The organism is Pseudomonas sp. C 49-2 (assembly GCF_003970195.1).
Classification (GTDB): domain Bacteria; phylum Pseudomonadota; class Gammaproteobacteria; order Pseudomonadales; family Pseudomonadaceae; genus Aquipseudomonas; species Aquipseudomonas canadensis.
The window spans coordinates 246,486-271,381 of sequence record NZ_RXYG01000007.1; the positions used below are offsets into that span (position 1 = coordinate 246,486).

A 24,896-nucleotide genomic window follows, 5' to 3' on the forward strand; every position below is an offset into this window, starting at 1 on the left:
AAGACGGGCTTGAGCAACCTCGCGAAGCCATTGAATCAGAGCGGCTTGCCACGATTTCCGTGCTGGCTCACAAACGCCTGCACAGCCTTCAGGTCATTGGCCAACACGGTGCAACGCTCTTCACGCTCGAACAGGTCTGCCAAGTGCACCGGCAGCTCCAGCGCCTTGCCAACACCCGCCTTCTCTACCGCTTCCGGGAATTTAACCGGGTGGGCGGTGCCCAGGATCACCATTGGAATGTCCAGGCTGCGGCGGCATTCGCGGGCGGCCTTCACACCGATAGCGGTGTGCGGGTCGAGCAGCTCGCCGGTCTGGGCATAGACTTCAGCGATGGTTTCGCAGGTCTGTGCATCGTCCACGGCCAGGGAATCGAACAGCTTGCGGGTTTCGGTCCAGCGCTCTTCTTCCACGCTGAAACCGCCGCCACTCTTGAAGGTGTCCATCAAGCCGGCAATCGCTGCACCGTTACGACCGTGCATGTCGAACAACAGGCGCTCGAAGTTCGACGAGACCATGATGTCCATCGACGGCGACAGGGTGGCGTGCAGGGTTTCCTTGACGTACTGGTTGCCGCTCATGAAGCGGTGCAGGATGTCGTTGCGGTTGGTGGCGACGATCAATTGGTTGATCGGCAGGCCCATGTTGCGCGCCAGGTAACCGGCGAAGATATCGCCAAAGTTGCCGGTCGGCACCGAGAACGACACCGAACGCGCCGGGCCGCCCAACTGCAGGGAAGCGTGGAAGTAGTAAACGATCTGGGCCATGATCCGCGCCCAGTTGATCGAGTTCACCGCTACCAGGCGTGTGCCCTTCAGGAAGCTCTGGTCAGCGAAGCTGTTCTTGACCATTTCCTGGCAGTCATCGAAGTTGCCTTCGATGGCGATATTGTGGATGTTCTCACCAAAGATGGTAGTCATCTGGCGACGCTGCACTTCCGACACGCGCTTGTGCGGGTGCAGGATGAAGATGTCGACGTTTTCGCAATGCTTGCAGCCTTCGATGGCCGCCGAGCCGGTATCACCGGAGGTGGCGCCGATGATCACCACGCGCTCGCCGCGCTTCTCCAGCACGTAGTCGAGCAGGCGACCCAGCAGTTGCAGGGCGAAGTCCTTGAATGCCAGGGTCGGGCCGTGGAACAGCTCCAGTACCCATTCGTTGCCATTCAGCTGGCGCAGTGGCGCGATGGCATTGTGGGAGAAGACACCGTAGGTTTCTTCCAGGATCTTCTTGAAATCCGCATCCGGAATGCTGCCGGTGACGAACGGGCGCATCACGCGGAACGCCAGTTCGTGGTATGGCAGGCCGGCCCACGAAGCGATTTCTTCCTGGGTAAAACGTGGCAGGTTTTCCGGCACGTACAGGCCGCCGTCGGTGGCAAGGCCTGCCAGCAGGACGTCTTCGAAATTCAGGGCCGGTGCCTGGCCGCGGGTACTGATATAACGCATGACTGGCTCCTCTAGAGCATTCTTGAACAAGGGCCGCCGAACCTGTGGGGCCCTTGCAGCAAAACCATTAGTTCAGGTGTTCGACGCGAATCCGCACCACCGGGCCGACCACGCCTTGCAGGGCTTCCAGGGCAGCGATGGCATCGTTGATGTGCTGCTCGAGCACGCGGTGAGTCAGCAGGATCATCGGTACCTGGCCGTTTTGCTCCTCGACTTCCTTCTGCATGATCGACTCGATGTTGATGCCGCGTTCCGACAGGATGCTGGCGACCTGGGCCAATACGCCCGGATGGTCCTGGGCCTGGATGCGCAGGTAGTAGGCGCTTTCGCAGGCTTCGATCGGCAGGATCGGGTGCGCCGACAGCGAATCCGGCTGGAAGGCCAGGTGCGGCACGCGGTTTTCCGGGTCGCTGGTCATGGCGCGGACCACGTCCACCAGGTCGGCGATCACCGACGAAGCGGTCGGCTCCATGCCGGCGCCGGCGCCGTAGAACAGGGTCGAACCGGCCGCATCACCGTTGACCATCACGGCGTTCATCACGCCATTGACGTTGGCGATCAGGCGGTCGGCCGGGATCAGCGTCGGGTGCACACGCAGCTCGATGCCCGCAGGTGTGCTACGCGCGACGCCCAGGTGCTTGATGCGGTAGCCCAGGGCTTCGGCGTAGTTCACGTCGGCGGTGGTCAGCTTGGTGATGCCTTCGGTGTAGGCCTTGTCGAACTGCAGCGGGATACCAAAGGCGATGGACGCCAGGATGGTCAGCTTGTGAGCGGCGTCGATACCTTCCACGTCGAAAGTCGGGTCGGCTTCGGCGTAACCCAGGGCCTGGGCTTCGGCCAGCACGTCTTCGAAGGTGCGGCCCTTCTCGCGCATTTCGGTAAGGATGAAGTTACCGGTGCCGTTGATGATGCCGGCCACCCAGTTGATGCGGTTGGCGGACAGGCCTTCACGGATCGCCTTGATCACCGGGATGCCACCGGCCACGGCGGCTTCGAACGCCACGATCACGCCCTTCTCACGCGCCTTGGCGAAGATCTCGTTGCCGTGCACGGCGATCAGCGCCTTGTTGGCGGTAACCACGTGCTTGCCGTTCTCGATGGCCTTGAGCACCAGCTCACGGGCCACGGTGTAGCCGCCGACCAGCTCGATGACGATATCGATTTCAGGGTTGGTGGCAACGGCGAAGACATCGTTGGTAATCGCAATACCGGTCGTTTCGAACTGAGGCTTTGGCGAACGCGTGGCAATTTGCGCCACTTCAATCCCGCGACCTGCGCGGCGGGAAATTTCCTCAGCGTTACGCTGAAGTACGTTAAAGGTGCCGCCACCGACGGTCCCTAACCCACAGATGCCTACTTTGACCGGTTTCACTGAAGAACTCCCCATGAAACGGCCGACGCTAGGTCGGCCGTGGAAAACAGCCGCACGACTGCGGCTTGCAATTAACGACCCGCTGACGTGTCAGCGAGCCTTGATCGTCGACATTTCGACGATACTGATTTATTTGGCACTGAGCGCCAGTTTGGCAACTTGTGGTGCCGGCTGGTAGCCCGGAATCACTTGGCCGTCAGCCAAAACGATGGCCGGTGTACCGTTCACGCCGATGGACTGGCCCAGGGCGAACTGCTTGGAAACCGGATTGGCACATTTGGCCGCCTTGATTTCCTTGCCATCTACCATCTTGTCCATGGCTGCTTTCTTGTCGGCCGAGCACCACACAGCTTGCAACTGCTCGTCACCCGGCGAACCCAGGCCCTGGCGCGGGAACGCGACGTAGCGCACTTCCACGCCCAGCTTGTTCAGCGCCGGCACTTCGGCGTGCAGCTTGTGGCAATACGGGCAGGTGGTGTCGGTGAACACGGTGATATGGGTCTTAGTCTCGCCGATGGCCGGGTAAACCACGGTTTCTGCTACCGGAATGCCATTGATCAGCTTGGACACGCCCAGGCGCTCGGCTTTCTCGGTGAGGTTGACCGGCTTGCCGTCCTTCAGCTGGAACAGGTAACCCTGGACGATGTACTGGCCGTCGGCACTGGCGTACAGCACGCGGCTGCCCTTGAGCTTGACTTCATACAGGCCGGCCATCGGGCTGGCGCTGATGCTTTCGATCGGGGTATCGAGTTGCAGGTTGGCCAGGCTCTTGCGGATGGTCTGCTCGGCAGCGTCATCGGCGAAGGCAAAGGTGGAAACCAACGCAATGGCTGCGGCGGCAATAATCTGGGTCAAGCGCATGGGAACTCCTGAAGGCAGATGCAGGGACGGGAGCAGTAGCACCGATGTGGAAACTCGGGCATGGGCCGTCCCCTTTGCTAACCGGCAAAGCCTACCACAGTTGGGCCGCAGGGCAGCCCGTGGCGGGATAAATTGGCGGTTTTCAGCCTCGCGGGTGGTGCTTGGCGTGCATATCCTGCAAACGTGCACGCGCGACGTGGGTGTAGATTTGGGTTGTGGATAAGTCGCTATGGCCGAGCAACATTTGCACCACGCGCAAATCCGCACCGTGGTTGAGCAAATGCGTGGCAAATGCATGGCGCAACGTGTGGGGTGACAAGGTCTTGCCGATACCGGCGACCTTGGCCTGGTGCTTGATACGATGCCAGAAAGTCTGCCGGGTCATCTGCTCGCCGCGCAGGCTGGGGAACAGCACGTCGCTGGGCCGCCCGCCAAGCAGCTCACTACGAGCATCACGCATATAACGCTCGACCCAGACAATCGCCTCTTCGCCCATCGGCACCAGCCGTTCCTTACTGCCCTTGCCCATCACCCGCAGCACGCCCTGACGCAGGTTGACTTGCTCCAGGGTGAGGCTAATCAATTCGGTCACCCGCAGGCCGCAGGCATACAACACCTCCAGCATGGCACGGTCGCGCTGGCCGATGGCCTCACTTAAATCCGGCGCGGCGAGCAAGGCCTCCACGTCGGCTTCCGACAGGGATTTGGGCAATGGCCTGCCGAGTTGTGGCATGTCGACTTGCAGGGTGGGATCGAGGGCGATCAGCTTTTCCCGCAGCAGATAGCGATAAAACCCACGCACGCCCGAGAGGAATCGCGCGGTGGAGCGCGGTTTGTAGTTCTGCTCCAGGCGCCAGGCCAGATGGTCGAGGATCAGCTCACGACCCGCATTTATCAGTTCGAGTTTTTTCTCCTGGAGCCAGCCATTGAATAGGGCCAAGTCGCTGCGGTAGGCCTGGCGAGTGTTGTCCGACAGGCCTTTTTCCAGCCAGAGGGCGTCAAGGAAACGGTCTATCAGGGGGTGGTCGATGGCGGGCATGGGGGCTCAGGCGGATTTCTGTAATGTCTGTTAGATCCTATCGCAGGCAAGCCAGCTCCCACAGGGGTTTTGTGTCGGGTCACTGATTTGTACCCTCCACCGATCAAATGTGGGAGCTGGCTTGCCTGCGATGGCCGCGGCTCGGTCCAGGATCAGTCTACAAACCCAGGCAGCACAGGCACCGGACGCTTATCGGCATCAATCGCCACAAAGCTGAACACGCCCTGGATCGCCTTCTCGCGGCCATCGGCGCTCATGCTCTCGACGAACACTTCCACTTCAACCTTGAGGCTGGTGTTACCGACCTTGATCACGCGGCCGATCAACTCAACGATGGACCCAGCCGGGATCGCATGATTGAAGTCGATACGGTCGGTGGAGACCGTCACCAGCGGCAGGCGACAGAAGCGCGTGGCCGTGATGAACGACACTTCGTCCATCCAGGCTAAAGCGGTGCCGCCAAACAAGGTGTTGTGGTGGTTGGTGGTCGGCGGGAACACGGCCTTGGTCACGTGGGTCACGGACAGGTCGGTGCGGCGCTGGATTTCTTCGAGGCGGGTGGTCATGGACAAATACCGGCAAATAGACAAATTTCAGGCACAAAAAAGCAGCCCGTAGGCTGCTTTTTTCTGCATCGGGAAGCTGGACTTAAGCCAGTTTTTCCTTGATGCGAGCTGCTTTACCGGACAGGTCACGCAGGTAGTACAGCTTGGCTTTACGTACGTCACCGCGACGCTTGACGGCCATGCTGTCGATTTGCGGGCTGTAGGTCTGGAAAGTACGCTCTACGCCAACACCGTTGGAGATTTTACGAACAGTGAAAGCACTGTTCACACCACGGTTACGCTTGGCGATTACCACGCCTTCGAACGCTTGCAGACGCGAACGGTCGCCTTCCTTCACTTTCACCTGAACGACAATAGTGTCGCCCGGGGCAAAGGTAGGGATCTCTTTGGTCATCTGCTCTGCTTCGAGTGCAAGGATGATTTTGTTAGTCATGCTGTGCTCCTAAGGTAAGTCAATGGACCTACCATCGATACGTTGTTAACTATCGTCCCGCGCGAGGATGTATTCCTCGAGCAGCTTCTTCTCTTCTCCAGAAAGCGAGCGGCTTTCCAGAAGATCGGCGCGTCGTTCATAGGTCCGACCAAGGGACTGCTGTAAACGCCAACGCCGGATGTGTGCGTGATTGCCACTTAGCAATACGTCGGGAACACGCTGATCCGCATACACCTCCGGTCGGGTGTAGTGCGGGCAATCCAGCAAACCATCCGTGAAGGAATCTTCCTCCGCGGAGTCCGCATGCCCTAAAGCTCCAGGCAGCAGTCGTGTAACCGCATCTATCAGGACCATCGCCGGCAGCTCGCCGCCAGACAGGACATAGTCCCCAATCGACCACTCTTCATCGACATGAGCTTCAATAAAACGCTCGTCAATGCCTTCATAGCGACCGGCAATCAGGATCAGTGCTTCCTCATTCGCCAGTTCGCGGACCCCAGCCTGTTTCAGCTGGCGGCCTTGAGGGGACAGGTAAATTACCTTCGCCTTCTCCCCGGCGGCAGCCTTGGCCTGAACCAACGCGTCTTCCAGGGGCTTGATCTTCATCACCATGCCCGGACCACCGCCAAATGGGCGATCGTCTACAGTGTGATGTCGATCCGTCGTGTAGTCTCGCGGGTTCCAACAGGTGAGCTGCAACAGCCCCTGTTTCACCGCCCGACTGGTGATGCCGTACTCGCTGATGGCGGAAAACATCTCGGGAAACAAACTGATCACTTCAATGCGCAAATTAGCCACGCTTAGAAGTCCGCGTCCCATTCCACCTTCATCTCGCCCGCTGCCAGGTCGACGGCCAACACGCATTGCTCGGTATAGGGCAACAGGCGTTCGCGATCATCCAGGCTGCCAGCGCAAGGCTTGACCACCATTACATCATTGGCGCCGGTTTCCAGAAGATGATCGATTTTCCCGAACAATTGCCCGAGTTGATCAATAACCTTCAGACCTTCCAGCTGGTACCAGTAGTACTCGCCGTCGGTCAATTCAGGGAACAGGTCTCGCGGCACGCAGATCTCATAACCGGCCAGAAGACGAGCTTCTTCACGGTCATCAAGACCCTTGAGCTTTGCGACCAGGAACTTATCGCTCCCGCGTCCACTGACCAGCTCAACCTGCTTCACACTACCTTCGCGCTTGAGCGTCCAGGTCTTGTACTGCAACAGGTTTTCAGTCGGATCAGTAAAGGAATACACCTTCACTTCGCCGCGAACGCCATGAACAGAGTAAATCTTGCCGATAACGATCAAATCATCAGCAACAGCTGGCGTCGCGTTCATATTGCTCAGGCTGCGGCCTTAGCCGAGTCCTTCAACAGTTTTGCAACGCGCTCGGATGGCTGTGCACCCACGCTCAGCCAGTAGGCTACGCGCTCTTGGTTCACGGACAGACGAACTTCTTGACCACGAGCAACAGGGTTGAAGAAACCAACCTGTTCCTTGTGCGAACCGTCACGCGGGTTGCGGCTGTCGGTTACGGTCAAGTGGTAAAACGGGCGCTTTTTGGAGCCGCCAAGGGCAAGACGGATTGTTAGCATGTGAACATCGTTCCTGTAGTCGGTGCTGCAAATCTAAATGCACAGCGGGCATAGGTGCCCGAAAGGCCGCATATTCTAAGGAATATCCGGACTTTTGCAAATGTCTTTTTCTGGCGCCTATCAGCGTGCCACTCAGATCTGCTATAGAGCCGTCGGTTAAAACGGCCGGTCAGCCCCCGCCAACGGCGGGTTTGCTGGAGATCCCACATCCCTGTGGGTCGGAGCAGAAGCGAACTTCTGCTCGAATTCTTTACATCTTTGGCATCCCGCCGCCGGGCAACATACCGCCCATGCCGCGCATCATCTTGGCCATTCCGCCCTTGGCGGAGAATTTCTTCATCATCTTCTGCATCTGCTTGTGTTGCTTGATCAAGCGACCGATGTCCTGCACCTGGGTGCCGGAACCCATGGCGATCCGGCGCTTGCGCGAACCGCTGATCAGCTCGGGGTCGCGGCGCTCGGCCGGGGTCATGGAGTTGATGATGGCTTCCATCTGCTTGAACTGCTTCTCTGCCGCGCCCTGGGCATTGCCCATCTGCGCCAGGTTCACACCGCCGATGTTCGGCAGCTTGTCCATCAGGCCGCCAAGGCCGCCCATGTTCTTCATTTGTTGCAGCTGGTCGCGGAAGTCTTCGAGGTCGAAGCCCTTGCCCTTCTTCAGCTTTTTGGCCAGTTTGTCGGCCTTGTCCTTGTCGAGCGTGGCTTCGGCCTGCTCGATCAGGCTGAGCACGTCGCCCATGCCGAGGATGCGCGAGGCAATACGCTCTGGGTGGAACGGCTCGAGCGCTTCGCTCTTCTCGCCCATACCGATGAACTTGATCGGCTTGCCGGTGATGGCACGTACCGACAGCGCGGCACCGCCGCGGGCGTCACCGTCGACCTTGGTCAGGATCACGCCGGTCAGCGGCAGTGCGTCACCAAAGGCCTTGGCGGTATTGGCCGCATCCTGGCCGGTCATGGCGTCGACCACGAACAGCGTCTCGACCGGGTTGATCGCGGCATGCAGCGCCTTGATCTCGCCCATCATCTCTTCGTCGATGTGCAGGCGACCGGCGGTATCGACGATGACCACGTCGATGAACTTCAGCTTGGCTTCTTTAATAGCCGCGTTGGCGATGTCGACCGGCTTCTGGCTCAGGTCGGACGGGAAGAAGGTCACGCCTACTTCGCCAGCGAGCATTTCCAACTGCTTGATGGCCGCCGGACGGTACACGTCGGCCGACACCACCATCACGGACTTCTTCTTGCGCTCTTTAAGGAAGCGCGCCAGCTTGCCGGCGGTGGTGGTCTTACCCGCACCTTGCAGACCGGCCATCAATACGACGGCCGGCGGCACGGCGCTGAGGTTCAAGTCTTCATTGGCCGCGCCCATCAGGCTTTCGAGCTCGGCCTGGACGATCTTCACAAAGGCCTGGCCCGGCGTGAGGCTGCGAGACACTTCGGTGCCTACCGCGCGCTCTTTGACCGAGTTGACGAAGTCCTTAACCACCGGCAAAGCCACGTCGGCTTCCAGCAACGCCATGCGCACTTCACGCAGGGTGTCTTTAATATTGTCCTCGGTCAGCTTGGCCTTGCCGGTGACATGGCGCAGCGTCTGCGAGAGACGGTCAGTCAGATTTTCAAACATGCGCGATCCTTTCAGGCCCTATTCATAGACCGAGGTAATGGCGGCCCAGGCTGTGGTAAATCGCTATTAAAAACAGCGCTCGGCGAGCCTGCGGCGTGGGCAGGTCGCGGATTATAGCGAAGACTGCCGCCATGCACACCCGCTGTCTGGCTTGAGAGTCTTTCGTGTTACGCGGGGGTATGCCAAACTCAGCGCCTTTCGGGCTTGCCTAACAGGATTTATGCTCCCTTTGTCACCCAGTTTGCTACCCAGCCTCGCCGCCGCCATTTTGTATGCCGCTGCGACTCTCTACCAGGGCACTCGTCTGGCCCAAGGCGCCAAGGCGGACAAACGCCTGCTCGTCGGCCTTGGCGTCCTCGCCCTGCTGGCCCATGCTGCCAGCCTGTTTACCCATTTGATGACGCCCGTCGGCCTGGGCCTGGATTTTTTCAGCGCCGCCAGCCTGATCGCGGCTGCCGTCATCGCATTGACCCTGCTGGCGTGCTACCGGATTCCCGTCGAGAACCTGCTGGTGCTGCTATTCCCCTTGGGCATGCTGACGGTGCTGATGGCGCAATTCGCCCCGACCGGCACGGTGCAGGTGATTGATGAAGAACCGGGCATCCTCGCGCACATCCTGCTGTCGATCCTCGCTTACGGCATGTTCACCATCGCGGTGTTCCAGGCCCTGCTCCTGCTGCTGCAGGACCACCAGCTCAAGCACAAGCACCCCTCGGGGCTGATCAAGAACTTCCCGCCGCTGCAAACCATGGAAAGCCTGCTGTTCGGCTTCCTGTGGGCCGGCTGGACGCTGCTCTCGCTGTCGCTGATCTCCGGCTGGCTGTTCGTCGAAAACCTGTTCGCCCAGCACCTGGTGCACAAGACCCTGCTAGCGTGCCTGGCCTGGGTGGTGTTCAGCGTGTTGCTGTGGGGCCGCAACCGCCTCGGCTGGCGCGGCCACAAGGCGATCCGCTGGACCCTGGCCGGTTTCTGCCTGCTGATGCTGGCCTATTTCGGCAGCAAGCTGGTCCGCGAATACATCCTGCATATCTGACGGGCAGCGATCATGGACAACTTGCCCCTAGAGCCGATGCTCGCGGTAATCGCCCTGCTGGTCTTATGGGCCGCACTGTTCACCGCCATCGAAGCCGCGCAACAACACCTGCTGGCCCTGCGCCCCGGCACACGCCAGGGCGACAAGGCCGCCGCCCGCCTGAGCTTCCCGCGTAACAGCCTGATCCTGTGCAACAGCCTGTGTCGCGCCGCCGTGGTGATCCTCTGCACGCTGCTGGCCATCTATGCCTGGGCGCAGAACGGGCCCTGGCTGGGTTGGATGATCTCCTGCGCGATCCTGCTGGTTCTGGCCGATTACCTGCCCCGCGCCCTCGCCGTCCGCCATCCGCAGGCCGTGCTGGGCTTTGGCAATACGCTGTTGGGTGTGCCGCTGAAAATCCTCTACCCGCTGGCCTGGCTGCTCAATGGCATCAGCCTGTTGCTGCTGCGCCCGTTCGCACGCAAATCCGGCGTGGTGAAACAGAGCGACGAACCGCTGCCCGACCATGACGACGAGCGGGAAGCCGAATCCGACGAAGGCCACACCCCTGGCATGCCCGGCATCCACGCCCTGGACAACATCACTGTCAACGACATCCTGGTGCCGCGCAGTGAAGTGGACGGCATCAACCTGGACGACTCGATCGAAGAGATCATCGAGCAACTGCGCACCTCACAGCGTACGCGCCTGCCGGTGTTCCACAGCGACATCAACCAGGTCCAGGCGGTGCTCAACACCCGGCAGATCCAGCACCTGCTGCCCGACGCCAGCCTGACCAAGGAGGCCTTGCTCGCCGCCTGCCACGAACCCTACTTCGTCCCCGAAAGCACGCCCCTGCAACTGCAACTGCTGAACTTCCACAAGCAGCAGCGCCGCCTGGGCATGGTGGTGGATGAATACGGCGAAGTGCTGGGTATCGTGACCCTGGAAGACATTCTCGAAGAAATCGTCGGCGAATTCGAAAGCGAGCAGAGTGCCGACAACCCGCATATCGAGCCTCAGCCAGACGGCCGCTACATCATCGATGGCGCTGCATCGATCCGCGAACTCAACAAGAGCCTGAACTGGCACCTGCCCAGCGACGGCCCCAAGACCCTCAACGGTCTGGTCACCGAAGCGCTGGAGACCATTCCCGATTGCGCGGTGTGCCTGAAAATCGGGCGCTACCGCCTGGAAATCCTCGAGACCGAGGACAACCGGGTGAGCAAGGTACTGATCTGGCACACCAGCCGAATGCCCGTCGCCGCCTGAATCAACTCGGTTCATGTGGAAGCTGGCTTGCCTGCGATAAAATCGCCTCGGCTTCACTGAATGACCGAGGTGCCTGCATCGCAGGCAAGCCAGCTCCCACACAGACCCAGTTCCAAACCTTAGATCCTCACCAGCCCCCTTGTTGTATGTTCAAACCCCTTCCTATAATCGGTGCGGCTTACCAGAGCCGCGCCCGACCGCGTGCTACCCGCACCCAGCGTGTCCAGGCACCGCCTTATCGTGTCCGACCGGTGTTCGCTCCCATCCCGAGCCTGCCCGCGCACAACCCTGATCCATGGGTGTTCGACCAATAATAATCCGCGTCCAAACGCGCAATGACCATCAGGGACACCACCATGAGCACCACCTACAACGAGGCCGCGCCCGCCGCCGCCCCGACCAACTCGACTGCACGGGTCGCCACGGCGAGCATCGTCGGCACCGCCATCGAGTTCTACGACTTCTATATCTACGCCACGGCCGCTGCGCTGGTGATCGGCCCGGTGTTCTTCCCGCAGACCTCCGGCACCGCACAGATGCTGGCGTCATTCCTGACCTTCGGTATCGCCTTCATCGCCCGCCCGCTGGGCTCGGCGCTGTTTGGCCACTTCGGCGACCGCATCGGGCGTAAATCCACACTGGTGGCATCACTGCTGCTGATGGGCGTATGTACCACGCTGATTGGCCTGCTGCCCGGCTATGACAGCATCGGGGCCTGGGCGCCGATCCTGTTGTGTGTGCTGCGGTTCGGCCAAGGCCTCGGCTTGGGCGGTGAGTGGGGCGGCGCGGCGCTGCTGGCCACCGAGAACGCGCCCAAGGGCAAACGCGCCTGGTTCGGCATGTTCCCGCAACTGGGTCCTTCGATCGGCTTCCTGGCCGCCAACGGCTTGTTCCTGATCCTGGCCATGAGCCTGAACGACGAGCAGTTCCGCAGCTGGGGCTGGCGCATCCCGTTCATCCTCAGCGCTGCGCTGGTGATGGTTGGCCTGTACGCGCGACTGAAGCTGCACGAAACGCCGGTGTTCGCCAACGCCGTCGCCAAGGAAGCGCCGGTCAAGGTGCCACTGGTGGAATTGTTCAGCCAGCATTGGCTGCCGGTGTTGCTGGGCGCTGCGTCGATGGTGGTGTGTTACGCGCTGTTTTATATCACCACCGCGTTTTCCCTGAGTTATGGCGTTTCAACCCTGGGCTACAGCCGCGAGACCTTCCTCGGTCTGCTGTGCTTTGCGGTGCTGTTCATGGGGCTGGCGACGCCATTGGCGGCGCTGGCCAGTGATCGCTACGGACGCAAGCCGGTGCTGATTGTCGGCGCGATCCTGGCGATCCTGTCGGGCTTCACCATGGAGCCGCTGCTGACTCACGGTTCGACCTGGGCCGTAGCGCTGTTCCTGGCCTTGGAGCTGTTCCTGATGGGCGTGACCTTCGCACCGATGGGCGCCATGCTGCCGGAACTGTTCCCGACCCGCGTGCGTTATACCGGTGCTTCGGCGGCGTATAACCTGGGCGGGATTGTGGGCGCGTCGGCCGCACCGTTTTTCGCGACCAAGCTGGTGGCGATGGGGGGGCTGAGTTATGTCGGCGGGTATGTGTCGGCGGCAGCGTTGCTCAGCTTGATTGCTGTGCTGTGCCTGAAAGAGACGCGGGATAATGATTTGAACAAGGTCGCCTGATAGACCGAATCACCTGTAGGAGCGAGCTTGCTCGCGAAAAAGGTACATCCGACGCCGCAATGCGCCTGAAATACCTTCGCGAGCAAGCTCGCTCCTACAAGGGTTGGGTTACAGCTCTACGACAACAGCCTTCGAAGCACGGGTCGCTTTAGCACGAGCCGCTTCAATCGACTCATCCCGCGCCAGCGCCACGCCCATGCGGCGCTGGCCATTCACTTCCGGCTTGCCAAACAGACGCAACGCCGTGTCCGGCTCGCTCAGCGCAGCACCGAGGTTGGCGAACGCAGTCTGGGTCGACTGGCCTTCTACCAGGATCACCGCCGAGGCCGAAGGCCCGAACTGACGGATCAACGGGATCGGCAAGCCCAGGATTGCGCGCGCATGCAGCGCAAACTGCGACAGGTCCTGGGAAATCAAGGTCACCAAACCGGTGTCATGCGGGCGCGGCGAGACTTCGCTGAACCACACCTGATCGCCCTTGATGAACAACTCAACGCCAAACAGACCACGACCTCCCAGGGCCTCGGTCACCGCTTTGGCAACACGCTCGGACTCTGCCAGGGCAATCGGGCTCATGGCCTGCGGCTGCCAGGATTCCTGGTAGTCGCCCTTCTCCTGACGGTGACCAACCGGCGCACAGAACGTGGTGCCGCCGATGTGACGCACGGTCAACAGAGTGATTTCGTAGTCGAAGTCGATAAAGCCTTCGATGATCACGCGGCCTTTACCGGCACGACCACCTTCCTGGGCGTAGTCCCAGGCTTTCTGCACGTCATCGGCGCTGCGCAGCAGGCTCTGGCCTTTGCCCGACGAACTCATCACCGGCTTGACCACGCAGGGGAAGCCCAGGTCCTGCACGGCCTTGCTGTAGTCTTCGAAGGTATCGGCGAAGTGGTACGGCGAGGTCGGCAGGTCCAGCTCTTCAGCGGCCAGGCGGCGGATGCCTTCACGGTTCATGGTCAACGAGGTGGCGCGCGCGGTCGGGATCACGGTGAAGCCTTCGGCTTCCAGTTCTACCAGGGTCGCGGTGGCGATGGCTTCGATTTCCGGCACGATGAAGTGCGGCTTCTCGGCCTCGATCACCGCACGCAACGCAGCGCCGTCGAGCATGTTGATCACGTGGCTACGGTGCGCCACCTGCATGGCCGGCGCATTGGCGTAGCGATCCACGGCAATCACTTCAACGCCCAGGCGTTGCAGTTCGATTACCACTTCCTTGCCCAGCTCACCGCAGCCACACAGCAAAACGCGGGTCGCGGTTGGCGACAATGGAGTTCCGATTCGGGTCATCTCAGGTCCTCAGGGGAGCGGATCATTGGGAGAAAGGCCGGCATTTTACATGAACTGCAGCAATTGGCCTCAGTTGACGACGGCGCGCTTGCGGATGCGCCAGGCCATGATCAACCACACCACCGTGACCCCGGCGAATTTCGACACCAGCGCGGTGCCCGCTACCGCTGGAGTGAGCGCGCCGATCAAGCCGAAGAAGATGAAGGTATCGAGAGGAATACTCAGCGCCGAACTTATCCACAGGCGGTCGTGCAACGGGCGCTTGGTGATGCTGAACACCAGCCAGTCGATGCACTCGGACACCGCGAACGCCGTGGCGCTGGCCAGGGCGATGGCTGGGTCGGACGTGACATACGACAGCACCAGCGCAGCCAGCATGGCGATGATCGCACCGTGGCCGAAGCGGGTTTGCACCATGTCGCGCAGGATAAAGACCAGGCCACCCCAAGCGGACCAGATAACGTCCAGGTGCGGGGCGGTGGAGAAGGCGAAGTTGATCAGCACGACGCTGCTGATGTAGGCGATCAGGAAGAGCATGGGGGATGGACCTGTGAACAAGGGGCACAGGGTACTTCACATTTGGAAATATGTCGTCTGGGAGGGCCCTATCGCGGGCAAGCCCGGCTCTCACAATTGACCGAGTTGTCTTGGCTGGCGTCGAACAATGTGGGAGCTGGCTTGCCTGCGATAGCGGTGGTTCAGCCGCCAGATTTCCCGGAAACCATAAACACCATCCCACTCGCCACCGCCCGCTCATGACACAAGCCCAACACCACCAGGCGCTCGGCGTTATCCATGCGGCTCCAACGCGTGATCTCATCCACCGTGCGCTGGCAGCCAGTACAAATATCGTCGTCATCCAATGCGCAAATGCTCACGCACGGCGACGCAACGGGGCGCTCAATCGGGTTCATTCTTCCTGCTCAACCAAGTCACGCGCATAACGCTGCGAGTTGTGCACATAGTGCGCAGCGCTGGCTTCAAGCATGCGTTTCTGCGCGTCGGTCAACTCCCGCACCACCTTGCCCGGCGAGCCCATCACCAGCGAACCATCGGGAATTTCCTTGCCTTCGCCGATCAGCGAGTTGGCGCCGATGATGCAATGCTTGCCGATCTTGGCGCCATTGAGGATCACCGCGTTGATGCCGATCAGGCTGTAATCATCCACCGTGCAACCGTGCAACATCGCGTTATGGCCAATGGTCACGCCGGTGCCCAGGGTCAGCGGGTAGCCCATGTCGGTGTGCATTACGCTACCGTCCTGCACGTTGCTGTTCTTGCCGATCAGGATCAGTTCGTTGTCGCCACGCAACACCGCGTTGAACCAGACATTGGCGCCCTCCTCCAGCTTGACCTTGCCCACCAGCGTGGCATTCGGCGCCACCCAGCTGTGTGGATGCGTCTCGACGCGGGCGTCGCCCAGGCGGTATTTCATGGTGTTTCCTCACGGCGTTGCCATTCAAGCGATGGCTTAGATGTTGATGAAACTCTTGGGTGGTTGGTGCAGGCTGATCTTGGCATCGTCATAGAGCAGGTTGATCAACTCGACAATCATGATCGCCGTCAGCCCCCAGATCTTGTATTCACCGAATCGATAGCTGGGCACGTACCAACTACGGCCCTGGTAATCGATCCGGTGGGTATGTTCGCGCGGGTCCTGTCGGAAGAAGTCCAAAGGCACGCTGAAGACGGCGGCAATTTCGGCATCGTTGGCCAGGTATTCGACGTAATCGGGGATGACGCCGACATACGGCGTGACCCGAATGCCATGCAGGGAGATCAATGGGCTCAGCGGGCCGATGACTTCCACCAGGCCGGGTGGCAGGCCGATCTCTTCTTCCGCTTCACGTAGCGCGGTGAAGATCAGGTCCGGGTCTTCCGGATCACGGCGCCCGCCGGGAAAGGCCACTTCGCCACCATGGGTCGACAGGCCACTGGCGCGAAGGGTCAGGATCAGCTCAGGTTCGTCACTGCGGGTAATCGGCACCAGCACCGCGGCCTCGGGGAAACGCCCGTCGGTTTCAAGCGTGTGGGGGGTGTGATTGCTTACCCGGCGAAGTAGCTCGTCCAGCATGAGTCATCTCGGTCTGTTGGCTACCTTGCATCATGCACCAAAGCTCGCGGGTGCCCAACCCCAAAACCCGCGCCGTGTCGCTAAACGACAACTTGTTGCAGCGCCCTGCCCGTCACGCCAAGATAGACGCACTTTCCAGGAACCCCAGCATGAATTTCTGCAGCCAGTGCGGTAAACCGGTCACCCAACGCATCCCCGAAGGCGACGGCCGCCTGCGCTTTGTGTGTGATAACTGCTCGACCATCCACTACCAGAACCCCAACATCGTCGCCGGCACCGTACCCGTGTGGGGCGATAAAGTGCTGCTGTGCCGCCGCGCCATCGAACCGCGCCTGGGTTACTGGACCCTGCCCGCCGGCTTCATGGAAAACGGCGAGACCGTGGAACAGGCCGCCATGCGCGAAACCCTGGAAGAAGCCTGCGCCCGCGTGCACAACCTGAACATCTATACGCTGATCGACGTGCCACACATCAACCAGGTGCATATTTTCTACCGCGCCGACCTGCTCGACCTGGACTTCGCCGCCGGCCCCGAAAGCCTGGAAGTGCAGCTGTTCGACGAAGTTGACATCCCGTGGTCCGAGCTGGCTTTCCGCACGGTCGGGCGTACCCTGGAATACTTTTTCGCTGACCGCAGGCAACAGTCGTTCCCGGTGCGCAGCGAAGCCGTGCCGCCGATGGGAAAGCCCGCGCCATGACACTGGGGATACCGTATTTGATGCGTTGGGTGCTTGCCCTGCTCTGCCTGTCGTTCACCACGCTGTCACCAGCCTCTACGGTGCAAACCCTGGGCGGCAAGCCTGTCGAAAAAGTCCTGGTGCTCAAGTCCGCCCATCAGTTGCAGTTGATCAACGACGGCAAACCGTTCAAGACCTACCGCATTTCCCTGGGCAAGAACCCCAAGGGCCACAAGCTGATCGAGGGCGACCGCCGCACGCCAGAGGGCCTGTACTGGATCGACTGGCGCAAGACCAGTGACCGCTTCAACCTGGCCATGCACATCTCCTACCCGAACATCAGCGACGCCGCCCGCGCCCGCCGCGAAGGCGTGAAGCCCGGCAGCATGATCATGATCCACGGCACCCCCGACACCGAGGATTACCCGGAACAGTGGTTCCACACCCTGGACTGGACCGACGGCTGCATCGGCATGCGCAACGTGGACATGCGCGAAGTGTGGAACCTGGTCAAAGACGGTACCCTCATCGAGATTCGTCCGTAATCTCGTACCGTTCGTAAAATAATTCGAAAAAAATTCCTGCCCTGCCCCGCGCCCGCCGGTGAATACCAGTTCACCCCCGCGGGCTGCGCAGTTCTGCGCGTGATAAAGACCTCTCTAATACCACTTGATACCAGGCCCCATTACGGGGCCCTAAAACCAATGCCTGCACCATTTTGACTGCATTGACATGGTATTTAAGTGGTATTAATTTCCGGCCCATACCGGGCGACAACACTCCAATAACCGCATCGGAAACCTTAACGATGAATCCCATCCTGGCCCTGCGCCCCGACGACAAACAATCCACGCCGCTGTACCTGCAATTGGCGCGCAAACTGGAAGCGGCGATCCATGCTGGCCAGTGGACGTCCGAGCAGGCGCTGCCGTCAGAACGCGTACTCAGCGAGCAATTGAGCATTTCGCGCGTCACCGCACGCAAGGCGTTGGAAGTGTTGTTTGCCCAAGGGCTGATCCGCCGCAACCAAGGTTCCGGCACCTATATTTCGCCACGTTTGGAACAGCCGCTGTCGCGCCTGTCGGGGTTCAGCGAAATGCTGCGGCTCAAGGGTTTTGTGCCCAGCTCCCAATGGCTGGAGCGTGAACTGACCCAGCCGACCCACGAAGAGATGATCCGCCTGGGCCTGTCGCCCGCCGACAAAGTGGCTCGCCTCAAGCGCTTGCGTAAGGCGGATGACACGGTGATGGCAATTGAAATGACCACCATGCCCGCCTCGGTGCTGCCACAGCCACAAGCCATCGGCCACTCGTTGTACGAGTACCTGGAAGGCATCGGCAAACCGGTGGTGCGCGCCCTGCAGCATATCCAGGCGATCAACGCCTCGGACGAGTTCGCCAAGCTGGTCGGCATCGCCCCCGGCACCGCCATGCTGCTGATGACCCGGGTCGGCTACACCGCCGATAACACGCCGATCGAAATCACCGACACCTACTGCCGCAACGACTACTACGACTTCGTCGCAGAACTGCGTCGCCACGACTATTCCGCTGAACTGCGAATTTAGAGAACTGCCCATGTCCGAAGACAACATCCTCACGCCCAGCGGCTGGATTCGCGGCCGCCTGGTGCACGCGCACGGCAAGGTCGTCGCCATCGAAGGCACGCCCTGCGACCCGGCTGAAAACGAGTTGCCCTACCTGCTGCCGGGCTTTATCGACCTGCATGTGCACGGCGGTGGCGGCGCGGACATCATGGAAGGCCGCGATGCCTTCGAGACGATCACTCGCACCCATGTGCGCTTTGGTACCACCTCGTTGCTGGCCACCACCATGACCGCTCCGGTGGAGGAAATCTCCAGCGTGCTCGGCCAGCTCGGCACCTTCTGCGAGCAACGTCCTACCGGCAGCGCCCGTGTACTCGGCGTGCACCTGGAAGGGCCCTACATCAATCCCGGAAAACTCGGCGCCCAACCCAACTTCGCCCACACCGCGTTGATGGCCGAAGTGGAAGCCTACCTGCGCCTGGCGCCAATCCGCGTGATCACCATCGCGCCGGAAATCGCCGGCCACGACGCCCTCATCCGCGCCCTCAGCGAACGTGGCGTGCGCATGCAGATCGGCCACACCCTGGGCAGCTACGAAGAAGGCGTCGCCGCCCTCGCCGCCGGAGCCACCAGCTTTACCCATTTGTACAACGCGATGAGCCCGTTGCATCACCGCGAGCCGGGCATCGTCGGCGCCGCGTTGGCCCACGCCAAATACGCCGAACTGATCCCGGATCTGCTCCACGTTCACCCCGGCGCCATGCGCGTGGCGTTGCGCTCGATCCCATGCCTGTATTGCGTCACCGATTCCACCGCCGCCGCCGGCATGCCCGACGGTGAATACAAGCTGGGCAGCCACACCGTGACCAAATGCCTGGGCGGCGTACGCCTGGCCGACGGCACCCTGGCCGGCAGCACGCTGACCATGGACCAGGCGCTGCGCAACCTGGTGAAGATCGGCCTGCCCATCAGCGAAGCCTCACAACGCCTGTCGCAATTTCCTGCGGACTACCTGGGCCTGGAAGAACGCGGCCGCCTGCAACCCGGCAGCTTTGCCGACTGCGTGCGCCTGGACCGCTCCCTGACACTCACCGACGTAATGGTCGAAGGAGAAACCATTGACTTCAAAAATGCTTGAAGAGGCCCTGGCCTCCTGCGACGCCGTGGCCGCCCAACTGCAACGCCTGGACCCGGCGCTGGAGGAAATCGCCGGCCGCCTGCGCCGTCAGCCGCCGCAGGTGGCGATGACCATCGCCCGTGGCAGCTCGGACCATGCCGCCAGCTATTTCGCCTACCTGACCATGCAGCACGTCGGCACTCCGGTGGCGTCGTTGCCGATGTCGGTAGTGACCCTGTTGCAGGCACCAATGAAAGTCAGCGGCCAGGTAGCGTTTGGTTTCTCCCAGTCGGGGCAAAGTCCGGACTTGGTGAACAGCCTGCGTCTGCTACGCAAACGCGGTGCCCTGAGCATTTCGCTGGTCAACGCCGAAGACTCGCCGCTGGAAGCCGCCTGCGAATTCCATGTGCCGCTGTGCGCCGGGCCGGAACACAGCGTGGCCGCGACCAAAAGCTTCATCGCCACCCTCAGCGCCAGCGCGCAGCTGATTGGCCACTGGAACCAAGAAACCGAGTTGCTGCACGCCTGCCGCGCCCTGCCCGATGACCTGCGTGCCGCCGCCCAACAAGATTGGACGGTTGCCATCGACGCCCTGCGCGACTGCCAGCAATTAATGGTCATCGGTCGCGGCGCCGGTTTCGCCATCGCCCAGGAAGCTGCACTCAAGCTCAAGGAAACCTCGGCGATCCAGGCCGAAGCCTTCAGCAGCGCCGAAGTGCGTCACGGACCGATGGCCCTGATTGGCGACAACTATCCCCTGCTGGTCTTCGCCCCGCGCGGCGCCGAGCAAGCCGGCCTGCTGAGCCTGGCCGCCGACATGCGCCAGCGCGGCGCCCGTGTATTGCTGGCTGCGCCGGATAACATCGTCGAGCGCGACCTGACCCTGAGCCGCGCCGAACACCCGACCCTGGATTCGATCCTGGCGATCCAGAGTTTCTACGTGATGGCGGCAGGTTTGGCGCAAGCCCGAGGCATGGACCCGGACCAGCCGCGTCACCTGAGCAAAGTTACCCGCACTCACTGAGTGGCGTTTTCCTGATGAGTACCGTGCCCATGTCCTACAACAATAATGAATTGACCCTCAGCGCCCCGTTAAGCGGGCCCGTGCTGACCCTGGGCGACGTTCCTGATGAAGTGTTCGCAAGCCACGCCATGGGCGATGGTATTGCCATCGACCCCCTGAACGATTGCCTGCATGCGCCCTGTGACGGCGTAATCATCCATGTCGCGCGCACCGGGCACGCCCTGACGATTCGCGCCCAGAACGGTGCCGAGGTGTTGATGCATGTGGGCATCGATACGGTGGAACTGAACGGCGAAGGCTTTGCCTTGCTGGTGAAGGAAGGCGCGAAGGTGAGCAAGGGGCAAGCATTGGTGCAGTTTGACCTGGACCGCATTGCGCGTCAGTGCAAGAGCCTGATCAGCCTGATCATCCTGACCAATGGCGAACGTTTCGAATTGCGTTCGGTAGCCGGGCAATCGGTCAAGGTCGGCGAGCCGTTGTTGCAGGTCGTGGCGCGTTCGGCGGCAGCGGTTCAAACCGCTGTGGATAACTCGGACGCTAAAGTCAGCGCCAGCGTGCGCATCACGCATCGCGGTGGTTTGCATGCGCGTCCGGCGGCGTTGATCCGCAAGACGGCCCAGGGGTTCAGCAGCCAGGCACAGCTGCATTTCGGTGATAAATCAGCTTCGTGTGACAGCTTGATTGGCTTGATGGGGCTGGGTATTGGCGAAGGGGATGAAGTGCGTGTGAGCTGTCGCGGCAGGGATGCGGAGGCGGCGTTGCAGGCACTGGTCGCGGCCTTGTCCGCCGCCATCAAGGAAGAACACCACGCCCCCGTCGTTGCCACCCCACGCCGAGCCAACACCGAAGCCGGCGTGTTGCAAGGTGTGTGTGCTGCTCCGGGTCTCGTATGCGGGCCGCTGTTCCGCCTGACGGGTATCGAACTGCCGGCAGACGCCGGCCACCATGCTGCCGACGAACAACTGCAACGCCTGGACACCGCCCTGAAGCAAGTGCGCAGCGAAATTCGCATGACTCTGGATCAAGCGCGCCAGCGCAAGAACATCGAGGAAGAAGACATCTTCGCCGCCCACCTCGCGCTGATGGAAGATCCTAACCTGCTGGAAGCCGCGACCGGCTCCATCGAAAAAGGCAGCGCAGCGACTCACGCCTGGCGCGATGCAATCCAGGCGCAATGCGCGGTATTGCTGGCCCTGGGCAAACCACTGTTTGCCGAACGCGCCAACGATCTGCGTGATTTGCAACAACGGGTACTGCGTGCGTTGCTGGGTGAGGCCTGGCATTTCGAATTGCCCGCGGGCTCGATTGTCAGCGCCCATGAACTGACCCCCTCAGACCTGCTGCAACTCAGCGCGCAACAGGCCGTCGGCATTTGCATGGCCGAAGGCGGCGCCACCTCTCACGTGGCGATCCTGGCTCGCGGCAAAGGCTTGCCCTGCGTGGTGGCGTTGGGTGCCGAAGTCCTCGATGTGCCCCAAGGTCAACGTGTGGTGCTGGACGCCGCCAACGGCCGCCTGGAACTGGCACCCAGCGACGCGCGCCACGCCGAAGTGCACCAGATTCGTGACGCACAGAAACGGCGTCGCCAGCAGCAACAGGCCCAGGCTCAACAGCCGGCGCGCACCAGCGATGGCGTGACCATCGAAGTGGCCGCCAATGTCGCTTCCAGTGCCGAAGCCCAGGTGGCGTTTGAAAATGGCGCCGATGGCGTCGGCCTGCTGCGCACCGAATTTCTCTTCGTCGATCGTCGCACTGCACCGGATGAACAGGAGCAGCGCCAGGCCTACCAAGCAGTACTGGATGCCATGGGCGACAAGTCGGTGATCATCCGCACCATCGACGTGGGCGGCGACAAGCAGCTCGACTACCTGCCGCTGCCGGTCGAAGCGAATCCGGTGCTGGGCCTGCGCGGTATTCGCCTGGCCCAAGTGCGCCCGGAACTGCTCGACCAGCAACTGCGCGCGCTGCTGCAGGTCTCCCCACTGGAGCGCTGCCGCATCCTGCTGCCGATGGTCAGTGAAGTGGATGAGCTGCTGCAGATCCGCCAGCGTTTGGATGAGTTGTGCGTGGAGCTGGAGCTGACCCAGCGCCCCGACCTGGGCGTGATGATCGAAGTGCCCGCCGCCGCGCTGATGGCCGAGCAGTTGGCCAAGCATGCGGATTTCCTGTCCATCGGCACCAATGACTTGTCCCAGTACACCCTGGCCATGGACCGCGACCACGCCGGCCTTGCCGCGCGCGTCGATGCGCTGCACCCGGCGCTGCTGCGGCTGATCGCGCAGACCTGCACAGGCGCGGCGAAACACGGCCGTTGGGTCGGTGTGTGCGGCGCCCTCGCCTCCGACCCGTTGGCCACGCCAGTCCTGGTGGGCCTGGGGGTCAGCGAGCTGTCGGTAAGCCCGCCGCAGATCGGAGAAATCAAGGACCGCGTCCGCCACCTGGATGCGGCGCAATGCCGGCAACTGAGCCAAGGGCTGCTCGACCTGAGCAGCGCCAAAGCCGTTCGCCAAGCCTGTCAACACCACTGGCCGCTGAGCTGACAACAACAAGAAAAAAGGAGACTCGCCATGTACCAACATTTCATCGAAGGCCTGCAACGCCTGGGCCGTGCACTGATGCTGCCGATTGCGATCCTGCCGATTGCCGGCCTCTTGCTGCGCCTGGGCGACACCGATCTTTTGAACATCGCGGTGATGCACGACGCCGGGCAGGCGATCTTCGCCAACCTGGCGCTGATCTTCGCCATCGGCATTGCCGTGGGGTTTGCCCGCGACAACAACGGCACGGCCGGTTTGGCGGGTGCGATTGGTTACCTGGTGATGGTCTCCACGCTCAAGGTGATGGACACGTCCATCAACATGGGCATGCTTGCCGGTATCGCCAGCGGCCTGATGGCGGGCGGGCTTTACAACCGCTTCAAGGACATCAAGCTACCGGAGTACCTGGCGTTCTTTGGTGGGCGACGGTTTGTGCCGATCGTCACCGGGTTCAGTGCGGTCGGATTGGGCGTGATCTTTGGTTTGATCTGGCCGCCGATCCAGCACGGCATCAACAGCTTCGGCGTGTTGTTGATGGAAAGCGGCAGCCTGGGTGCGTTTGTGTTTGGCGTGTTCAACCGCCTGCTGATCGTCACCGGGCTGCACCACATCCTCAACAATATGGCCTGGTTTGTGTTCGGCACCTTTACCGATCCGGTGACCGGCGCGGTGGTCACTGGCGACCTCACCCGTTATTTTGCCGGCGACCCGAAAGGCGGCCAGTTCATGACCGGCATGTTCCCGGTGATGCTGTTTGGCCTGCCGGCTGCGTGTTTGGCGATGTATCGGAATGCGTTGCCTGAACGCCGTAAAGTGATGGGCGGGATTTTCCTGTCCATGGCGTTGACCTCCTTTCTGACGGGGGTGACCGAGCCGATTGAGTTCGCGTTCATGTTCCTCGCGCCGTTCCTGTACCTGATCCATGCGGTGCTGACCGGCCTGTCGATGGCGGTCACCAATATGCTAAATATCCACCTGGGCTTTACCTTCTCCGGTGGGTTTATCGACATGGTGCTGGGTTGGGGCAAGTCTACCAATGGTTGGCTGGTGTTCCCGGTTGGGTTGGCCTATGCGCTGATCTATTACAGCGTGTTCAACTACTGCATTCGCCGCTTCAACCTGAAAACACCAGGGCGTGAGGATATTCAGGTGGTGCAGGCGGAAGTGATGACGGATAACCAGCGCGCCACGGCCTACATCCAGGCCCTGGGTGGTGCTGAGAATCTGCTGAGCGTCGGTGCCTGCACCACGCGCCTGCGGTTGGACATGGTGGATCGTAACAAGGCGGTGGATGCAGAGTTGAAAGCGCTGGGCGCCATGGCAGTCGTCCGGCCAGGTAACGGCGGCAGTTTGCAGGTGGTGGTCGGGCCGATGGCCGACAGCATTGCTGATGAGATTCGCTTGGCCATGCCGTCGTTTGTTGCCAGTGCGCCTGTCGCCGTTGCGCCTGTGGCTAAGCCGGTTGCAGTGAATGTGCAGGAAGCCGAGAAATGGCTGAGCGCCTTGGGCGGCCGGGGAAATGTGCGGCAACTGGAAGCCGTAGCGATGACTCGGTTGCGGGTGAAGTTGGGGGATGATTCGGTGTTGTCGGAAGCTCAACTTACTGCACTCGGCTGCCAGGGCGTAAGCCAACTGGATAGCGGTGTTTGGCACCTGTTGATTGGTGAAAATGCGTCAGTATTGGGTGAAGCGTTGGAGCGGTTGGTTACCCGCCCAATCAACGCCTGACCACCCTGTGGC

General features: G+C 61.3%; 25 protein-coding genes. 10 read left to right on the forward strand and 15 right to left on the reverse strand.

Translation table 11 applies throughout. The annotated features are described in order from the left end of the window. Nucleotides 1–35 precede the first annotated feature (35 nt). The 10 genes from thrC to ffh form a co-directional block, all read right to left on the reverse strand. Nucleotides 36–1,445 (reverse strand): threonine synthase, encoded by a 1,410-nt coding sequence (gene thrC, locus EJ576_RS16345; RefSeq protein WP_028617811.1) that lies wholly within the window; start codon nt 1,443–1,445, stop codon nt 36–38. A gap of 67 nt (nt 1,446–1,512) precedes the next feature. Next, nucleotides 1,513–2,817: a homoserine dehydrogenase gene (locus tag EJ576_RS16350; protein WP_010207988.1), complete on the reverse strand. Its 1,305-nt coding sequence runs from the start codon at nt 2,815–2,817 to the stop codon at nt 1,513–1,515. A gap of 129 nt (nt 2,818–2,946) precedes the next feature. Then, nucleotides 2,947–3,678, reverse strand: coding sequence for a thioredoxin fold domain-containing protein (locus tag EJ576_RS16355; protein WP_010207987.1), 732 nt, complete (start codon nt 3,676–3,678; stop codon nt 2,947–2,949). A 142-nt stretch (nt 3,679–3,820) separates the two neighbouring features. Next, a complete protein-coding gene (xerD, locus tag EJ576_RS16360; protein WP_122728666.1) occupies nt 3,821–4,717 on the reverse strand; it encodes a site-specific tyrosine recombinase XerD in 897 nt (298 codons plus the stop codon). 152 nt (nt 4,718–4,869) lie between these two features. Next, the gene (locus EJ576_RS16365) at nt 4,870–5,283 is read right to left on the reverse strand and encodes an acyl-CoA thioesterase (RefSeq protein ID WP_003193963.1); all 414 of its coding nucleotides are present in this window, start codon (nt 5,281–5,283) and stop codon (nt 4,870–4,872) included. 82 nt (nt 5,284–5,365) lie between these two features. Continuing rightward, nucleotides 5,366–5,716: a 50S ribosomal protein L19 gene (gene rplS / locus EJ576_RS16370; RefSeq protein ID WP_003175895.1), complete on the reverse strand. Its 351-nt coding sequence runs from the start codon at nt 5,714–5,716 to the stop codon at nt 5,366–5,368. Between the two features lie 45 nt (nt 5,717–5,761). Further along, nucleotides 5,762–6,535: a tRNA (guanosine(37)-N1)-methyltransferase TrmD gene (trmD, locus tag EJ576_RS16375; RefSeq protein WP_016977714.1), complete on the reverse strand. Its 774-nt coding sequence runs from the start codon at nt 6,533–6,535 to the stop codon at nt 5,762–5,764. Beyond that, the gene (gene rimM, locus EJ576_RS16380; protein ID WP_028617814.1) at nt 6,517–7,053 is read right to left on the reverse strand and encodes a ribosome maturation factor RimM; all 537 of its coding nucleotides are present in this window, start codon (nt 7,051–7,053) and stop codon (nt 6,517–6,519) included. Before rimM ends, trmD begins: the two co-directional genes overlap by 19 nt. 5 nt (nt 7,054–7,058) lie before the next feature. After that, nucleotides 7,059–7,310 (reverse strand): 30S ribosomal protein S16, encoded by a 252-nt coding sequence (gene rpsP, locus EJ576_RS16385; RefSeq protein WP_003175899.1) that lies wholly within the window; start codon nt 7,308–7,310, stop codon nt 7,059–7,061. A gap of 250 nt (nt 7,311–7,560) precedes the next feature. Further along, a complete protein-coding gene (gene ffh, locus EJ576_RS16390) occupies nt 7,561–8,937 on the reverse strand; it encodes a signal recognition particle protein (RefSeq protein ID WP_003193965.1) in 1,377 nt (458 codons plus the stop codon). Nucleotides 8,938–9,157: 220 nt separating this feature from the next. Between ffh and EJ576_RS16395 the strand changes: the two genes are divergently transcribed. From EJ576_RS16395 to EJ576_RS16405, 3 genes are all read left to right on the forward strand, one after another. Next, nucleotides 9,158–9,970, forward strand: coding sequence for an inner membrane protein YpjD (locus EJ576_RS16395; protein ID WP_016977712.1), 813 nt, complete (start codon nt 9,158–9,160; stop codon nt 9,968–9,970). A 12-nt stretch (nt 9,971–9,982) separates the two neighbouring features. Continuing rightward, nucleotides 9,983–11,221, forward strand: coding sequence for a transporter associated domain-containing protein (locus tag EJ576_RS16400; RefSeq protein WP_122728668.1), 1,239 nt, complete (start codon nt 9,983–9,985; stop codon nt 11,219–11,221). Nucleotides 11,222–11,577: 356 nt separating this feature from the next. Beyond that, complete coding sequence (locus tag EJ576_RS16405) at nt 11,578–12,891, forward strand: MFS transporter (protein WP_061433966.1); 1,314 nt, start codon at nt 11,578–11,580, stop codon at nt 12,889–12,891. Nucleotides 12,892–12,999: 108 nt separating this feature from the next. Here the strand turns inward: EJ576_RS16405 and purT are convergent, their stop codons facing one another. The 5 genes from purT to EJ576_RS16430 all read right to left on the reverse strand — a co-directional run bounded on the left by purT (nt 13,000) and on the right by EJ576_RS16430 (nt 16,255). Then, nucleotides 13,000–14,181 carry a formate-dependent phosphoribosylglycinamide formyltransferase gene (gene purT, locus EJ576_RS16410; protein ID WP_017139720.1) on the reverse strand — a complete coding sequence of 394 codons (1,182 nt, stop codon included), beginning with the start codon at nt 14,179–14,181 and terminating at the stop codon, nt 13,000–13,002. A 69-nt stretch (nt 14,182–14,250) separates the two neighbouring features. Then, a complete protein-coding gene (locus tag EJ576_RS16415) occupies nt 14,251–14,718 on the reverse strand; it encodes a VUT family protein (RefSeq protein ID WP_010207975.1) in 468 nt (155 codons plus the stop codon). Between the two features lie 161 nt (nt 14,719–14,879). Continuing rightward, nucleotides 14,880–15,095 (reverse strand): DUF1289 domain-containing protein, encoded by a 216-nt coding sequence (locus tag EJ576_RS16420; protein WP_123478475.1) that lies wholly within the window; start codon nt 15,093–15,095, stop codon nt 14,880–14,882. Further along, nucleotides 15,092–15,616 (reverse strand): gamma carbonic anhydrase family protein, encoded by a 525-nt coding sequence (locus EJ576_RS16425; RefSeq protein WP_028617818.1) that lies wholly within the window; start codon nt 15,614–15,616, stop codon nt 15,092–15,094. Before EJ576_RS16425 ends, EJ576_RS16420 begins: the two co-directional genes overlap by 4 nt. A gap of 36 nt (nt 15,617–15,652) precedes the next feature. Continuing rightward, nucleotides 15,653–16,255: a CoA pyrophosphatase gene (locus tag EJ576_RS16430; protein WP_016971944.1), complete on the reverse strand. Its 603-nt coding sequence runs from the start codon at nt 16,253–16,255 to the stop codon at nt 15,653–15,655. Between the two features lie 149 nt (nt 16,256–16,404). On the opposite strand from EJ576_RS16430, the gene EJ576_RS16435 reads away from it, so the two are divergent. The 7 genes from EJ576_RS16435 to nagE all read left to right on the forward strand — a co-directional run bounded on the left by EJ576_RS16435 (nt 16,405) and on the right by nagE (nt 24,884). Continuing rightward, the gene (locus EJ576_RS16435) at nt 16,405–16,953 is read left to right on the forward strand and encodes an NUDIX hydrolase (protein ID WP_126570704.1); all 549 of its coding nucleotides are present in this window, start codon (nt 16,405–16,407) and stop codon (nt 16,951–16,953) included. Between the two features lie 20 nt (nt 16,954–16,973). After that, entirely contained in the window at nt 16,974–17,477 is a 504-nt protein-coding gene (locus EJ576_RS16440; RefSeq protein WP_028617820.1) for a murein L,D-transpeptidase family protein, read from the forward strand. 263 nt (nt 17,478–17,740) lie between these two features. Continuing rightward, nucleotides 17,741–18,499, forward strand: a complete 759-nt coding sequence (locus EJ576_RS16445; protein ID WP_016977704.1) for a GntR family transcriptional regulator — start codon at nt 17,741–17,743, stop codon at nt 18,497–18,499. 10 nt (nt 18,500–18,509) lie between these two features. Further along, complete coding sequence (gene nagA, locus EJ576_RS16450; RefSeq protein ID WP_123478474.1) at nt 18,510–19,616, forward strand: N-acetylglucosamine-6-phosphate deacetylase; 1,107 nt, start codon at nt 18,510–18,512, stop codon at nt 19,614–19,616. Then, on the forward strand, nt 19,609–20,619 hold the full coding sequence (locus EJ576_RS16455) for an SIS domain-containing protein (protein ID WP_126570724.1): 1,011 nt from the start codon (nt 19,609–19,611) through the stop codon (nt 20,617–20,619). The genes nagA and EJ576_RS16455 overlap by 8 nt, the downstream gene beginning before the upstream one ends. A gap of 29 nt (nt 20,620–20,648) precedes the next feature. Further along, a complete protein-coding gene (gene ptsP, locus EJ576_RS16460; protein WP_126570725.1) occupies nt 20,649–23,159 on the forward strand; it encodes a phosphoenolpyruvate--protein phosphotransferase in 2,511 nt (836 codons plus the stop codon). A 27-nt stretch (nt 23,160–23,186) separates the two neighbouring features. Next, nucleotides 23,187–24,884 (forward strand): N-acetylglucosamine-specific PTS transporter subunit IIBC, encoded by a 1,698-nt coding sequence (nagE, locus tag EJ576_RS16465; RefSeq protein WP_123478471.1) that lies wholly within the window; start codon nt 23,187–23,189, stop codon nt 24,882–24,884. The last annotated feature ends 12 nt before the right edge of the window (nt 24,885–24,896 follow it).